Origin of the sequence: Argonema antarcticum A004/B2 (assembly GCF_023333585.1) — a bacterium.
GTDB lineage: Bacteria > Cyanobacteriota > Cyanobacteriia > Cyanobacteriales > Aerosakkonemataceae > Argonema > Argonema antarcticum.
Genome location: NZ_JAIQZN010000004.1, coordinates 91,459 through 105,369, shown reverse-complemented (window position 1 = coordinate 105,369; position 13,911 = coordinate 91,459). Strand labels below are relative to the sequence as shown.

The 13,911-nt window shown below is 44.5% G+C and carries 14 protein-coding genes and 1 pseudogene; 5 read left to right on the top strand and 10 right to left on the bottom strand.

Annotated features, from left to right (window positions below; genetic code table 11):
* Positions 1-71: 71 nt before the first annotated feature.
* The 4 genes from cysW to LAY57_RS02910 all read right to left on the bottom strand — a co-directional run bounded on the left by cysW (position 72) and on the right by LAY57_RS02910 (position 3,606).
* On the bottom strand, positions 72-953 hold the full coding sequence (cysW, locus tag LAY57_RS02925) for a sulfate ABC transporter permease subunit CysW (protein WP_249064791.1): 882 nt from the start codon (positions 951-953) through the stop codon (positions 72-74).
* Positions 943-1,800, bottom strand: coding sequence for a sulfate ABC transporter permease subunit CysT (gene cysT / locus LAY57_RS02920; protein ID WP_249064790.1), 858 nt, complete (start codon positions 1,798-1,800; stop codon positions 943-945). The genes cysW and cysT overlap by 11 nt, the downstream gene beginning before the upstream one ends.
* 83 nt (positions 1,801-1,883) lie before the next feature.
* Positions 1,884-2,489: an NIL domain-containing protein gene (locus tag LAY57_RS02915; protein WP_249064789.1), complete on the bottom strand. Its 606-nt coding sequence runs from the start codon at positions 2,487-2,489 to the stop codon at positions 1,884-1,886.
* 40 nt (positions 2,490-2,529) lie between these two features.
* Positions 2,530-3,606, bottom strand: a complete 1,077-nt coding sequence (locus tag LAY57_RS02910) for a sulfate ABC transporter substrate-binding protein (protein ID WP_249064841.1) — start codon at positions 3,604-3,606, stop codon at positions 2,530-2,532.
* 456 nt (positions 3,607-4,062) lie between these two features.
* Here LAY57_RS02910 and LAY57_RS02905 point away from each other — a divergent pair, with 456 nt between their 5' ends.
* The 4 genes and pseudogenes from LAY57_RS02905 (at position 4,063) to LAY57_RS02895 (ending at position 6,886) form a co-directional block, all read left to right on the top strand.
* The gene (locus LAY57_RS02905; protein WP_249064788.1) at positions 4,063-4,869 is read left to right on the top strand and encodes a prohibitin family protein; all 807 of its coding nucleotides are present in this window, start codon (positions 4,063-4,065) and stop codon (positions 4,867-4,869) included.
* Between the two features lie 393 nt (positions 4,870-5,262).
* A complete protein-coding gene (locus LAY57_RS02900) occupies positions 5,263-5,631 on the top strand; it encodes a DUF7980 family protein (protein WP_249064787.1) in 369 nt (122 codons plus the stop codon).
* Between the two features lie 176 nt (positions 5,632-5,807).
* Positions 5,808-6,005 (top strand): annotated as a pseudogene (locus LAY57_RS36390) (RNA-guided endonuclease IscB); the annotation flags it as partial.
* 83 nt (positions 6,006-6,088) lie between these two features.
* A complete protein-coding gene (locus LAY57_RS02895; RefSeq protein ID WP_249064786.1) occupies positions 6,089-6,886 on the top strand; it encodes a sulfite exporter TauE/SafE family protein in 798 nt (265 codons plus the stop codon).
* A gap of 254 nt (positions 6,887-7,140) precedes the next feature.
* Here LAY57_RS02895 and LAY57_RS02890 read toward each other — a convergent pair whose 3' ends face one another.
* The 5 genes from LAY57_RS02890 to LAY57_RS02870 form a co-directional block, all read right to left on the bottom strand.
* Positions 7,141-7,569, bottom strand: a complete 429-nt coding sequence (locus LAY57_RS02890; RefSeq protein WP_249064785.1) for a YidH family protein — start codon at positions 7,567-7,569, stop codon at positions 7,141-7,143.
* A 152-nt stretch (positions 7,570-7,721) separates the two neighbouring features.
* On the bottom strand, positions 7,722-8,393 hold the full coding sequence (locus tag LAY57_RS02885; RefSeq protein WP_249064784.1) for a hypothetical protein: 672 nt from the start codon (positions 8,391-8,393) through the stop codon (positions 7,722-7,724).
* Positions 8,394-8,533: 140 nt separating this feature from the next.
* Positions 8,534-9,190, bottom strand: a complete 657-nt coding sequence (locus LAY57_RS02880; RefSeq protein ID WP_249064783.1) for a cadmium resistance transporter — start codon at positions 9,188-9,190, stop codon at positions 8,534-8,536.
* Positions 9,191-9,217: 27 nt separating this feature from the next.
* The gene (locus LAY57_RS02875; RefSeq protein ID WP_249064782.1) at positions 9,218-9,913 is read right to left on the bottom strand and encodes a cadmium resistance transporter; all 696 of its coding nucleotides are present in this window, start codon (positions 9,911-9,913) and stop codon (positions 9,218-9,220) included.
* 51 nt (positions 9,914-9,964) lie between these two features.
* Positions 9,965-11,428, bottom strand: a complete 1,464-nt coding sequence (locus LAY57_RS02870) for an APC family permease (RefSeq protein WP_249064781.1) — start codon at positions 11,426-11,428, stop codon at positions 9,965-9,967.
* 279 nt (positions 11,429-11,707) lie between these two features.
* Between LAY57_RS02870 and LAY57_RS02865 the strand changes: the two genes are divergently transcribed.
* Entirely contained in the window at positions 11,708-12,637 is a 930-nt protein-coding gene (locus tag LAY57_RS02865; RefSeq protein ID WP_249064780.1) for a LysR substrate-binding domain-containing protein, read from the top strand.
* A 419-nt stretch (positions 12,638-13,056) separates the two neighbouring features.
* Here the strand turns inward: LAY57_RS02865 and LAY57_RS02860 are convergent, their stop codons facing one another.
* Positions 13,057-13,818, bottom strand: coding sequence for an ABC transporter ATP-binding protein (locus LAY57_RS02860; protein WP_275993533.1), 762 nt, complete (start codon positions 13,816-13,818; stop codon positions 13,057-13,059).
* Positions 13,819-13,911: the final 93 nt, after the last annotated feature.

The window sequence follows — 13,911 nt, the reverse complement described above, 5'->3', positions numbered from 1 at the left end:
AAATTTTAGATTTCGGATAAAAAAATAAATTTTAAATCAGAAATCTAAAATTTTCAATTAGCAAATCTGTCTCATTCAACTTCTTTGATGCGGGTTTTACGTTCCAGAATTTCTTTGAGTACGAGGGTGACAAATGCCAAACCGGCGAGCAGTACGGCGGCTGAGAATGCGGCTTGAGTCTGGTATTGCTTGTACGCTTCTTCTACAAAAAGCGGCAGGGTTTGAGTTTTGCCAGTGATATTACCAGATACGACAGAGACAGCACCAAACTCGCCCATGACTCTGGCATTAGTTAAAATCACACCGTAAAGCAAACCCCAACTAATATTGGGCAATGTGACGCGCCAGAATACTTGCCAGTCATTTGCACCCAAAGTTTTAGCGGCTTCTTCTTGTTCGGAACCAGCTTCTTCTAGAACGGGAATGACTTCGCGGGCGACAAAAGGCAAGGTGATAAAAGCACTCGCTAATACCATTGCAGGCATAGCAAAAACAATTTTAATGTTTGCCGCTGCTAGTAGTGGCCCAAACCAACCATTCCGTCCATAAAGCAGCATAATCATCAGTCCGGCTACGACTGGGGATACGGCAAAGGGGATGTCTAAAAGGCTAATTAGAAAGGTTCGACCGCGAAATTGATTGCGTGCAATTACCCAAGCGGCACAGAGTCCAAACACTGTATTGATGGGCACGACAATCAGAGCGATTACGAGCGTAAGCTGTACGGAATGAAGAAAATTACGTTCTGTAAGGTTGTCCATAAAAGGCCCAAACCCTCCTTTAAACGCTTGTACAAAGACGTTGAGGGAGGGAATGAACAAGATTAGCGATAAGTAGGCGATCGCAACTGCGATCGAAACTACTTTTACCCAACCACGCTTCCCAGCTGATGAGGACGATTGAGAATCCGGCGAATCTGGCTGCAAAGAATGTCCCACTAAATTAGAGTTCATAACGTCGCCCCCAAGCTTGTAAAACGTTAATTGCGATTAGTATTAACAGTGAAATTCCCAACAGCACAACACCAATCACTGTCGCGCCCGAATAGTCATACTGCTCCAATCTCTGGATAATCAGCACAGATGCGATTAAATCCTTATATGGAATGTTTGAAGCCACAATTACAACCGAACCGTATTCTCCAACAGCTCTAGCAAACCCCAGGGCGACACCAGTTAAAAGTGCTGGCATTAAGGGTGGCAAAACCACACGCCAAAAAGTCTGCCATTGAGAAGCTCCCAATGACCAGGCTGCTTCTTCGATCTCCTTTTCCATTTGCTGCATTACAGGCTGCAAGGTTCGCACTATGAAAGGCAAGGAGATGAACAGCATTGCTACGCCTACCCCCAGGCGAGTAAACGCTACTTTAATTCCGAAAGGTGCTAGCAGGGAACCAATCCAGCCGTTTTCGCTGTAAACGGTTGCCAAAGTTAAACCAGCAACGGAAGTAGGTAAAGCAAACGGTAAATCGATCGCAGCTTCAATCAACCGCTTCAAGGGAAAATCGTACCGGACTAAAACCCAAGCAATTAAAAAGCCAAACACTCCGTTGATTAAAGCTGCGATAAATGATGTGACAAAGGTGACATCATAAGTAGATAGAGCTATGGGACTGGTAGCAATTCGCCAAAAGTTAACCGGATTTTCTGTACTCGCTTTTAATATAAGCGCCGACACTGGTAGAAATAGCATTAGGGCAAGATACCCTATGGTAATTCGCCACGGCCAAGAGATATGGGTCAGCTGATACAGAAAGTTTTTCCTAGTTGGAGTAGGTGTCGAAGAAACAGATACAGCCATAAGTAGTTATTTGTTGATTGTTGATTGCTTATTGTGCATTGTTCATTGCTATTTAGCAGAAAATATGAACTATTAGCCATCAATTAAGGTTCGGAAATTTTTACCTTCATTTTCAAAAGGTAATCAAGAGCGTTTTTAATCTGTTGAGGTGTGCCATCCAATTTTAAAGCAAACAAACCATCTTCTTGATTGCTGGTTCCGAGAATTGCCTCTGTAATGTAGAATGTCAAACCATAATCTGAGGTTAGACGCGAAATTACAGGTTCTTTCTGATAATTCTTAGGAATCTGAATTTTAATGGTTGCACTCGTCGAACTACCCAGCCCAAACTTGTTCGCTTGACTGCTCTGGAAGCAACTATCTGCTTGAGGACTTACGCCGGGGGCAAAACCTTGGTTTTTGCGTAAGTCCTGTGCTTCAGAGAGAGATTCAAACCAAACTTCTGAACAAACGTTTTGTGGTTCTAAAAGATAGATGCGATCGTCCTGCCAGTTGTTGTTACCAAGACTCTCGCGAACCATCCAAAGAGGCCACAACAGCGTGAGCGCAAAGCTTTTTAATGGAACTGGCTGGCGTTGCAATTCTTTTGAATCAACCTGTTTGTTTACACTTTTCTGGAAAGCCAGATAGCAAAACAACCCAGAAAATGAGTAACTTATGGTTAGATAAGCGAAGAAGATGGCAGTCACGATCGGCTCCTTTTTTCAGAAGGCTGGGTTGAAAAAATCGTTACTTGGCAGACTGAATTTTGTCAAAAACAGCCCCATCATCAAAAAAGTTCTTCTGGATTGCATCCCAACCACCCAAATCTTGTGCGGTGAAAAGGGTTTTGATTTTGGCAAATTGATTGGCTACTTCTTCTCCTACCGTGGGCTCGACGGGTCGGAAGCCTACTTTAGTAAATTCCCGTTGGGCTTCTGGTGTGTAGAGAAACTTGACAAATGCTTCAGCAACTTCTCTGGTGCCGTGTTTATCAACGTTTTTGTCTACAACGGCGACAGGATTGTCGATCGAAATGTTCACATCTGGTACTACGTAAGGAAGTTTCTCACCGTTTAGCCCAGCCAAAATCACTTCGTTTTCGTAGTTGATTAAAACATCTCCCTGACCTTGTTTGAAAAAGACATCGCTGGCTTCGCGAGCATCTTTGGGTAGCACGGGGACATTTTTGTAGACTTTGTTAACAAATTCCTGGGCTTTGGCATCGTCACCTCCAGTGCGGGTGATGGAACCCCATAAACCCAAGAAATTCCAGCGAGCGCCACCTGAAGTTTTGGGGTTAGCGGTAATGACTTTTACGTCATTTTTTGCTAAATCTGCCCAGGTTTGAATTCCTTTGGGGTTGCCGTCGCGGGTGACTAAAGCGGCGACGGATTTAGTGACGATCGCACCATTAGCAGCTTCAGTTTCCCAACCTGGTAGAATTAGTCCGGCTTTCTCAATTTGCTTCGTATCGAGCGCCAAGGCTAACGCCACCACATCCGCCTCCAAACCATCAATCACGGCACGGGCTTGGGAACCAGACCCGCCATAACTCTGGTTGAAGGTAACGTTTTGGTTGTGTTCCTGTTTCCACTTGGCTGTGAACTGGGGAATAATCTTTTCATAGGCGGCGCGGGTGACTGCATAGGAAACCAGCGTCACTTCAACGTCCCCAGTTTTAGCCCCTGGGCTGGCACCACCACTTGATGTAGCGCTGGGATTAGAGTTGTTGCCAGAGCAGGATGCTAGCACTGCACTCAAACTCACTCCCACCAAAAATAACGACACGAAGCCTTTTAGGGAAGCAAACTTTAACTTGCCCATGCCCTGCTGTTCGCACCACTGTCCTATAAACCCTGATAATTCAGCGGCTCCACCAGTAGCCGACTCAGCTAAGGACTTGCCTTGTTTCTTGGTGCTATGCCACAGACCCATCTAATGTTCTCCTTGTTAATCTACGGTTAATTGGTAGGAATACCGTATTTAATAGTTACAAGATTAGATCCTAACTAGGTTCTTGTAAAAACGCAATAGGTATTTTTAGACGACGCTACCCGGTGGATACTTATAGACGCGACTGTTTTTAACCCTTGCCCCTGCCTTGTAAGGGGTGTGGTCATAAGTAGTTGGCAGAAAGAGTCCCCCTTGTCTCCCTTGTTCCCCTTGTCCTCCCTACCACCAACTGTTTTTGATCGCACCGCCTTGTAGGTAAGGGGTCAGGGGCCAAGGAGGTTAGGCTTTTGATTGCTGAATCGGTGTTCTAGAGCTAAGTTATTAGTCATGAAAAAAAGTAATGCTTTTTCCAGGGTTGGTAAACTGACTTTAGTTGTATTGCTACTAATTATTATCTTTACGCCCTTTACAATTGTAAATGCTGGAGAACGGGGCGTGTTGATGCAATTTGGTAAAGTACAAAGGGTACTAGGAGAAGGAATTCATCCAATTATTCCCTTAGTCAATACCGTAAAAAAATTGAGCGTTCGCGTACAAAAGCAGGATATATCCACTCAAGCATCCTCGAAAGATCTCCAGGATGTTTTCACCAATGTAGCTCTCAACTGGCATATTATTCCAGAGGAAGCAGACATTGTTTTTCAACAAATTGGTGCTGAGACGGAGGTAGTCGATCGCATTATCAACCCAGCAGTTGAAGAAGTGCTAAAGGCAGTAATGGCAAAGTATACAGCCGAAGAAATCATTACTAAGCGGTCAGAAGTTAAATCTGGAGTAGACAAGTTATTGACCGCACGAATAACTAACTATCACTTGGCAATTGATGATGTTTCTCTAGTACATATCCATTTCTCAAAACGCTTTAATGAGGCCGTCGAAGCGAAACAAATTGCCGAACAGCAAGCAAAGCAAACAAGTTTTTTAGCGCAAAAAGCCACAAAAGAAGCAGAGGTTAAGGTTAATTTAGCTAAAGGAGAGGCGGAGGCACAAAGGTTGCTGCGCGAAAATTTGACTCCTGAAATACTGCTAAAGCAAGCCATAGATAAATGGAATGGGGATCTGCCTGTGGTTTTTGGTAATGACAGTGCAAAATTGTTGGATTTGAGGGAATTATTCATAGGTCGATCGAAGTAAGCGAACCGAACGAAGAAGCACCAAAGTTGTCTTTGCTCGTGTCAACCCGAATCGGTCAAACGATTAAGTATAATTACTTATATAATTGGGAATAGGCACAAGCGCAAGCAATCAGGGCGATCCCCAAGAAAGATCGATCCTAATTTTCCTCTAGACATTTGCTCAACCTTTAGAGTAAACTACGGTAAGTCTAGCGGAATTATGTATTATGCTAACGTCAGAACAGTCAGCAATAATCTGAGCAGCTACACCAGCCTGCACAAGAGGGGTTCAAGTTCTTGCCCTGCCTGGATATTCTGGCCTAGACGTAAGCAAGGGACAACGAGAGGCCATACCCCACAAAATAACCGTAGATTACCTGTATAGCTCTAACCCATTGAAAGGATAGAAGTCATGTCGAAAAAACTAAGGGGCGGATTTTTTCTGGTAATTGGATATTTGCTCTCACCACTATGTTGGTGGAATGATTTGATTTTCAATTTGCCAATAGCTTATTTTTTTGGCTATGTCTGTAGTTTACTTTCCTCAGACTTACGTCTACCTTGCTCAATCTTAGGGTATTGGCTTTCCAACATTGCTGGGATTATATTGATGCAATTTGGATCTGTGGATGTTTTTCAAGGGCAACCCAAAGAGCGTAATCTTAAAAAAGAGCTATTGACGGGTCTAGTTTCCTCTACCGCCTACACTGTAATCATTTTGGCGTTGATGCAGTTTAAAATTCTGGAAACTACCGCTCTATTTCCTGTAAAGATTATGTGAAGCTCCGTAAACAGTAAATTTGTCTAGTTACAATAGATTAAACCCACCAAAGTTTTGGCTAAGTAATCGTTATGTTGCTCGAAGTTGAAAAGCGGATTAACTGGTGGTAAGGGCTTTGATCTACTGTTCGCTTAAGTTGTTGTGTTTTAGCACTAAGATACGTTCCTCGAAATAAATTCGTTAAGGGTTTTCAAACAGGTGACATTGTGAAAGCAATTGTTACATCAGGAAAGAAAATTGGTGAGTACGTGGGGCGTGTTGCGGTTAGGTCATCTGGCTCGTTTAACATTTATGCGTCAGAAACGGTGCAAGGAATTAGTTACAAATACTGCCAAATTGTTCATCGAAAAGATGGCTACAGTTACGCATTTTAAGATTCATGGCGCTTTATTACCGCTCGTGTTGCTTTCCTCTGGGCACGCTTCGTGACTGAGTTTCCCCCATACCGTATATTCCGATGAACTATTTATTACTTTCGGGTCTTAGCTTCGTAGTTGGCATCATAGTTGGTTTAACAGGAATTGGTGGAGCGTCTCTCATCACCCCGATGTTGATTTTCGTGTTCCAAGTACCGCCTTCGATCGCTGTCAGTTCTGATGTAGTGGCTGCTACTTTGATGAAGGTTGTCGGTGGTTTCAAGCACTGGCAGCAAAAAACACTCGATCTGCAAGTTGTCAAATGGCTGGCATTGGGAAGTGTTCCTGGGTCGCTGACGGGAGTGGGGATTTTATACATCATCAAGCATAATGGGACTCTTAATCTGGATGACATACTGCTGCGCTTGCTGGGGATAATGATGCTGCTTGTCGCTTTGTCGGCGCTTGCACAATTGTTGTTGAAAAATTTTGTTCCTCAATTGCAGTTACCAGAACTACCCAAATTTGACTTAAAAACTAACGGCGGTCGTTTTCAGACGATTGGTATTGGATCTGTTTTAGGCTGTCTGGTCGGTTTGACTAGCGTGTCTTCCGGTTCGATGTTTGCACTCGTACTGATTTCATTTTTCCGCCTTGACTCTCGTAAGTTGGTAGGAACGGATCTTTCACAGGCAGCCATTTTGTTGTTTTTTACTTCTCTGGGGCATTTGTGCCTTGGCACAGTTGACTGGAGTCTGGTATTGCCGATTTGGTTAGGCACGGTGCCGGGGGTGCTGGTGGGTGCTAAACTTTGCAAAATTACTCCTCAACCAGCACTCCGGCTTGTTATTTACACAATATTAGTGATGGTAAGCTGGAAATTAGTTTCTCCGGCGTGAGCCTAGTGCCGCTACGCGGAAGTCAAAAGTCAAAAGTCAAAAGTCAAAAATCTTTTGATTGTCAGACATTTAACTACTTCTGAACTGATGGGTTATTTCTGCCGCGCTGCACTAGAGAGAATTATAGCAACCGACGAAAGTCGGTTAGGGCAACTCCAACTCTTACCTCTGGTTCATAATCCTTTACTTCGTCAAGCTTTTCCCTCTTCCCTCTTCCCTAGCCCCTAGTCCCTAGCCCCTAGTCCCTAGCTATATCAGTCAGGCATAACGGGACTCATTGGACTGAGGGGTGCTGTGAAGACAAAATAGATAACTCCCGCACCCAGGATCAGTACGGCGAGGCTAAACAGGATCACCCAGCGATCGGCTGGTTCGTAAGTATCCTCGTCGATGTCGCGGCGGACGGCGAAGTAGTGCTGGGTAGAGAGTAAGACTGTCAGCAATCCCACTAGAGAGAAAAGTAAACCTAATTTCCAGCCATTGCCGGGATGAGGGAGAAGCGGTGGGTGGAAGGCGCGAAGACGGACGATGACGACGCCAAAACCCATGAGTGCGATCGCGCTACGCATCCATGCCAGATAAGTGCGTTCGTTCGCCAAGTGATCCCGCACTCGCGACGGATTCAGTCGTCCTTGCTTCTTCGTATTTGCCTCTACCTGGATGGATTTTAACTTTAACTGCATCAATAACACCCTTAATTTTTAGTACTCTTCTTTAGTCAGGGTTACAGCCAAATTATCAGAGTTTTTCAGAGAGTTACTTCTGATTTTTTCGCGTATTTTGGCTGTAACCGTAATCACAAATATGCCTTCACAGTAGGACAAATGCGGGAACTTTAATCCTCGATATCCTCGTTCTGACTGGGAAGTGCATTTGGGACTCGTGTATCTATGAATGCTTGCGATACATTCGGTATAAACCAGTTGGCATCGCCTGCTTTCAATATTTTACTAGAAGGAACGTTGAATTCAACTATGCCTGTGTCGGGATTTTTCTTGAGAACTAAATTCGTTCCATCAGGTATCTTGACAGCAACAGCGCCCCTCAATTGTTGTCCATCCTGTCCTTCAACAGTTAAGTCTGTTAGTACTGCGTCATTAGGTACGTAAAATCCTTCGCAATCCCATTTCTCTTCAGTTGTCTGACCGTCAGCTAAAAAGTAAAGTGCATTTTCGTATTGTTCGCTGGATTTTTTTTGTTTCGGGCCGTATACAGCCACTGTCTTGCCTGTCTCGTTCCGGCACTGACTCCAGTTTATTCCTGATTCAAGAGTATATTTTTGAAACTCTAATTCATCGATTTTTTTCTGAATCTCCTCCGGTGTATAATTCTCTAATTGAGTTTGTCCCTCTTTCGCTTTCAAGAGAACATCTAGATTTTTAGTCACCTCTATGTATTCAGGATTTTTTGCAAATGATGGCTTTTTTGCATCTGCCCATGAAGGTTGTACAAACAGTAAATTTGCCGTCAATATCAACACCATCACTAGATATTTGATGATTTTCATAACTTTTGTCTTTCTCGAATTTTGCAGGAATTAACTTGATAATTTAAATTTAATTCTTAAGTGTAAATTTGTCAAGTCGGGAGCAGCACTAAAAATTTAATTTGTTGCTTTTATCTTTTTCATTCCGATAAATTATGTAGCTATTGAAACTGGGGTAGCAGCCGATAAGTACCGCTTTCTATGAGAATAAAAATTCCCAAGCCAATCAATACAAAGGGAACGATCGCTTTACCGTAGCGAGTTAAAACGCGAGCTACAACAGGCTGGCGGGTTAGCAGGTAAGCGATGTAGCACCAAACTCCGATGAGTAAAAAGAATACGCCCAAAATTACTGCCAAACTATCAAGGTTGCTGTTGCCAAACAACGGCACATAAATGCCGATGTTGTCTCCCCCATTAGCCAATGTTACTGCTGCCACGTTATAAGTTTGGGGAGAAAGAAAACTAGCTAGTTTTGACACCATAGATGTATTGGATCTAGAGTGCTTAAATTCACTTGATACTGCCTGTACTTCCTCATCATTTTCCCGATTCACTAGGCGACTGATCCCTATTAAAATGGGAAGTAACCCTAATATACCAATCCACGCTTTCGGCACTATTAAGCCACCAAAGAAACCAGGCAGACTGGCGATAACGATCGCTGTAAAACCCAGATATTGACCAAGAACGATATGCCTGCGGCGGAAGGTAGCATCCACCTGGGAGAAGAAGATCGTCAAAATGACAATATCATCAATGTTTGTCGCTGCAAAGGATGTTATCCCTGTAATAATTGCCGTTATAAGCCAATTCATGAGGTCGAGCCGATCGCCAACTTAATTTTACGCTTTTTCAGGCGATCGCTCACCCTTTTTAACCAACCCCATCAAACAGAGACTAGCAGCAACTAAAGCTAGGGGATTCAAAGCGTGATTTTCCAACACGATGAAAATGCCTAAACCAATCAAAACAAAAGGAACAAGAGTATTGCCGTAACGAGTCAGGATGTCAGCTACAGCAGGCAGTTCGGTTAATTTGTAAGCAGTGTAGCACCAAACTCCTACCAGCAGAAAGAATACGCTTAAGATTACCAGAAGACTCGTTAAGCTACTGTTGGCAAACAACGGCACGTAGATGCCAATATTGTCACCACCATTGGCAAACGTAACAGCTGCCACACCGTAAGCTTGGGGAGAAAGAAAACTGGCAATTCCAGAATAGTCAGACTGCTCTGTTTCTGACTTGACTTCATCCTCAGAATCGCTTTCTGGATTAAGCAAGCGACCCAACCCTATGGCAATTGGCACCAAGCCAAGCAATCCAATCCAGCGGTCTGGTAGGATTAAACCACCAAAGAAACCGGGAAGGCTAGCCAGGACAAGTGCCGCGAAACCTAAATACTGGCCGGTAACGATATGCCGATGACGGAACGCCGCATTTACCTGGGAGAAAAACAGCAGCAGGATAACGATATCATCGAGGTTGGTGGCTGTAAAGGCCGCTAAGCCTGTGGGAATTGCAGTTAATAACTCGCTCATTTTGAAAAATCCTTGTTTTCACGCTCGATTATTAGCCATTACTCATTAGTCCTACAAAAGGCGATCGGTTTCGTCGAATCTGACGTGAATTGCATCAATCGATCGCTTCATTCTCCCGATCATTTTGGGAGAACGACGCTTCTGGATGATAAACCATCCACAACCAGCAATTAAGTACAGCAAGAACAGAAAAGGAAACGCATTGTAAGGAGATTCGGGAACGGGGAAAAGATTGCTACCGGGAATACCTAGCGTACCCAGAACGGGGATCAGCATAAAAGCAACTCCCAAAACCGAAAAGACGATATCTAATGGCTGTAGTTTTTTCAGTCGATACAGATAAACTGGCGCTGCAATGGAAATCAAAATATATACCAGCAAAAATCCGTAGGTAGAAATCGTTCCCGTGTAGGCCATACTCTCAAACAGCTTGACACCAAATAAGCACAGAGAAGCTGGCACCAGAAACATAATCAGCGCTGACATAGTGACAGCAATGTGGGGCGTTCTGTTTGACGAATGTGCTGCACCGACGGAAGTGTGAAACAAACCGTGACGCGCCATCATGAAGAATATCCTGGCTGCCGGATTGATACTGCCGAGAACGCAAGCGAAGAACGAGAGCAATGCGCTGATACTAATTAGCTCTCCTAATAAACCTACTCCCGCTTGTTGCGCCAGAACAGTCAGAGGCTCTTCAGTGTCGGCAAGGGAAACAGAAAGGCCGCTAAAACCAAGCACTACAATAAAAGCGGTCATAATGAAGAATAGACCTGCCAGGAGAGTGCTTTGAATTACTGATTTAGGGATAGTTTTGAGCGGGTCTTTCGCCTCATCACCCAAGGACGTGGCACTTTCAAAACCAGAGAAGCCGAAGACAACCAGGACAAGTCCCATCGCTACTCCGCCTGGGGTGGCTCCATGCAGGGTAATTTGAGCCATATCCAGCGCGAAGCCTTTTTGAGCCCAAACAATTAGCGCCAAAATTAGGATTAAGCCAACAGATACTCCTTCTAGCAGCAGCATCATCGTCGCTGATAGGCTGATGTCTTTGTAGGCCATATACCAAGCTATGCCAGCGCCGATCGCTAACATCGTAATTGGGGAAGGATGGATGCCTATGTGACCTATCAAGATAGCGCCAAAGTGGGCAAAACCGCACAGAGTTGCCGTCCCTGTAAACAAATAAGCCAGAACCAAAGCCCAACCGCAGAGGACGCCAGCCGTGGGGCCAAGACCTTTAACGATATAGGAATATAGGGAACCTGGAGAAGCCGATCGGCGGGCGAATTGGTTGATGTTGAGGCTGACAAAGACTAGCCCAATCATGCCGATCAGGAAACTCAGCCAGGTGCCGTTTCCCGCAGCGGCAAAGATTAAGGCTAAATTCGCTGCTGGTGTTGTCGTGGGTGCGATTACGGCAATTGATTGCGCCAGGACTTCCCTGTAGGGCAGGCATTCTGGCTTTAAGCCGTGAGCGCTCTGATTTTGATTTAGATGTATTTCACTGGTCATACAGCAATTTCTCGCTTACAGATTTCCAAGCTTGGGGACAGCGACTCCGCAAAGGGGCGGGTACAATGACTCCAAAAAGCCTGCACTTTTAAGCGATCGCGTATTGCATATCGCTTTTCGGCTCGAATTGAACTTGCAGGCACTGCCTCACTTCAAATCGGTGCAAAAGGCTAGTTTTTACTTTAGGGAACCTCAGCGATAGAATCAAATGTTCTTTTTTGTTATATTAATAAATTAAAGTGATTAACATTTTTACACCAAGTTTCACGGACACCTCAAATGGCGGGAATGACCCTCGACCAGTTGCGCGTTTTTCTTGCTGTCGCAGAACACCTCCACTTTACCCGTGCGGCAGAAACGCTGTACATTACCCAACCCGCGGTCAGTGCGGCGATCCAAAACTTAGAGGAAGAATATGGAATCAAGCTGTTCCATCGTATCGGTCGGCACATCGAGATTACTGAGGCTGGCAAGTTGCTGCAAGTGGAAGCGCAGAAAATTCTCGACCAAGTTACCCTCACCGAACGCGGGTTGCGGGAATTGAACAATCTGCAACGTGGTGAGTTGAAATTGGGATCGAGTCTGACAATTGGTAATTACTGGTTACCCAACAAACTCGGTGAGTTTCAGCGGCGATATCCCAAAATTTCTGTTAACTGCACTCTCGCCAATACAGAAGATATTTGTGTAGGAACGGCGACGGGACAGTTCGATTTGGGTTTGGTAGAAGGCGTAGTTAGCCCATCGCTTAAGAGTACTTTAGAGCAAGAAATCGTGGGCAGCGATCGCTTAGTAATTGTTGTTGGCAAATCTCACCCTTGGTTTGAGCGTGTAGAGATTTCCTTAACGGAACTAACCACAACAGATTGGGTGATGCGAGAGTCCGGTTCTGGCACCCAGCAAAGGTTTGAAGAAGCATTGCAAAATTGGGGAATCGCTCTTAGCCAATTAAATATAATTTTAATTTTGAATAGTGGGGAGATGGTGAAAGCAGTTGTTGAGAATGGTGTAGGTGCAACTGCTATTTCCGAATTGATGGTAGAAAAGGAACTACAACTTGATACTTTGCGTACCGTTGAAGTTATAGATAACAGTAGCACTATCCTTGAAATATGCCGCCCGTTTTTGAAGCTGAAGCATCGGCAGCGTTTTCAGACTCGCCTCTCCCAAACTTTTGAGAGCCTGTTGACTTTAACCGGGGCTGAATAATTAGCGGTGAATCTGCACAAATCGCGTAGCCATCTAAACATTTTATCGTGACTTTTAGGTCATTGCCCCTTGGGGTTAGGTTTTTGATTGCTGAATCGGTGTTCGGTGAAGCTCTAGCACTGCGGCTGTATTATAGCTAGGGGCTAGGGGCTAGGGGCGAGCGTTGAGGAGAGAGGGGAGAGGGAAAAGGTTACTCCGTAAGGGATTTGGAAAAGAAGTAAGAGTTGGAGTTGCCCTAACCGACGAGAGCGGTTGCTATAACACCGATCGAGTGGTATCCGAAAATATACGATCGCAAAAAAAAGTCACGGTCTTCTGAGCGATCGCATCCTCTACCCACAATTCTGATTACTGAATCGATTTTCTATATATTGCTGTTATTTTGTTATAAAAGTAACGAAATGTGCAATGCAAAATATTCAAGATACGGCAAGTTGGTTAATATCCTCTGGCTTCAAATGGGAGTGCAAAACCTCGCCATCGCGGAACCAAACGATGCGACGAGTTTGACGCGCTACATCGGGTTCGTGAGTCACCATCACAATAGTAATACCGCTTTCATTGAATTCTGTAAAGATGTCCATTACTTCCTGGGTTGTTTTGGAATCCAAAGCACCTGTTGGTTCATCTGCTAATAGTAAGACGGGGCGGTTGACGATCGCACGCGCGATCGCTACCCGTTGCTGCTGTCCCCCAGAAAGTTGATTTGGCTTATTGTTGAGTCTGTTGGCTAATCCTACCTTTGTGAGTGCTTCCACAGCGCGATCGCGTCTTTCCCCAGGTTTAACACCCGCATACACCATCGGTAGCATGACATTTTCCACAGCACTCAACTGCGCCAAGAGGTGAAATTGTTGGAACACAAATCCCAACTTGATATTGCGAATGCGGGCTAACTCGGAGTCTCCCAGTTGCGACACATCCACGCGATCGAGGTAATAGTGACCGCTGGTGGGCCGATCGAGACAGCCGATAATATTCATAACAGAAGACTTACCCGATCCAGACGCCCCCATAATAGAGCAATACTCGCCTTGTTCCACCGTTAGACTGGCATCCCGAATCGCATGAACTAGAGTTTCGCCCATGCCATAGACTTTGGAAATGTTTTCCAGGCGAATAATTACTTGTTTAAATTCAGTGCTGAGTGCTTCGGATGCCGTGCTGAGTTGGTTTTGCATTTTTAATGTTTAACAATCAAATTAGGAATAAAAGACCATTGAAAATTTAAGATTCCAAATTTAATAAATTTGAATGATTTGAAATTTGCCATC

What these genes read in the sequence shown, in the direction of transcription:
- LAY57_RS02880 (WP_249064783.1), bottom strand. Translation starts at nt 9,190, where the DNA reads ATGAATTGGCTTATAACGGCAATTATTACAGGGATAACATCCTTTGCA.
- LAY57_RS02900 (WP_249064787.1), top strand. Translation starts at nt 5,263, where the DNA reads ATGTCGAAAAAACTAAGGGGCGGATTTTTTCTGGTAATTGGATATTTG.
- cysT (WP_249064790.1), bottom strand. Translation starts at nt 1,800, where the DNA reads ATGGCTGTATCTGTTTCTTCGACACCTACTCCAACTAGGAAAAACTTT.
- LAY57_RS02870 (WP_249064781.1), bottom strand. Translation starts at nt 11,428, where the DNA reads ATGACCAGTGAAATACATCTAAATCAAAATCAGAGCGCTCACGGCTTA.
- LAY57_RS02895 (WP_249064786.1), top strand. Translation starts at nt 6,089, where the DNA reads ATGAACTATTTATTACTTTCGGGTCTTAGCTTCGTAGTTGGCATCATA.
- LAY57_RS02910 (WP_249064841.1), bottom strand. Translation starts at nt 3,606, where the DNA reads ATGGGCAAGTTAAAGTTTGCTTCCCTAAAAGGCTTCGTGTCGTTATTT.
- LAY57_RS02860 (WP_275993533.1), bottom strand. Translation starts at nt 13,818, where the DNA reads ATGCAAAACCAACTCAGCACGGCATCCGAAGCACTCAGCACTGAATTT.
- cysW (WP_249064791.1), bottom strand. Translation starts at nt 953, where the DNA reads ATGAACTCTAATTTAGTGGGACATTCTTTGCAGCCAGATTCGCCGGAT.
- LAY57_RS02890 (WP_249064785.1), bottom strand. Translation starts at nt 7,569, where the DNA reads ATGCAGTTAAAGTTAAAATCCATCCAGGTAGAGGCAAATACGAAGAAG.
- LAY57_RS02865 (WP_249064780.1), top strand. Translation starts at nt 11,708, where the DNA reads ATGGCGGGAATGACCCTCGACCAGTTGCGCGTTTTTCTTGCTGTCGCA.
- LAY57_RS02905 (WP_249064788.1), top strand. Translation starts at nt 4,063, where the DNA reads ATGAAAAAAAGTAATGCTTTTTCCAGGGTTGGTAAACTGACTTTAGTT.
- LAY57_RS02885 (WP_249064784.1), bottom strand. Translation starts at nt 8,393, where the DNA reads ATGAAAATCATCAAATATCTAGTGATGGTGTTGATATTGACGGCAAAT.
- LAY57_RS02875 (WP_249064782.1), bottom strand. Translation starts at nt 9,913, where the DNA reads ATGAGCGAGTTATTAACTGCAATTCCCACAGGCTTAGCGGCCTTTACA.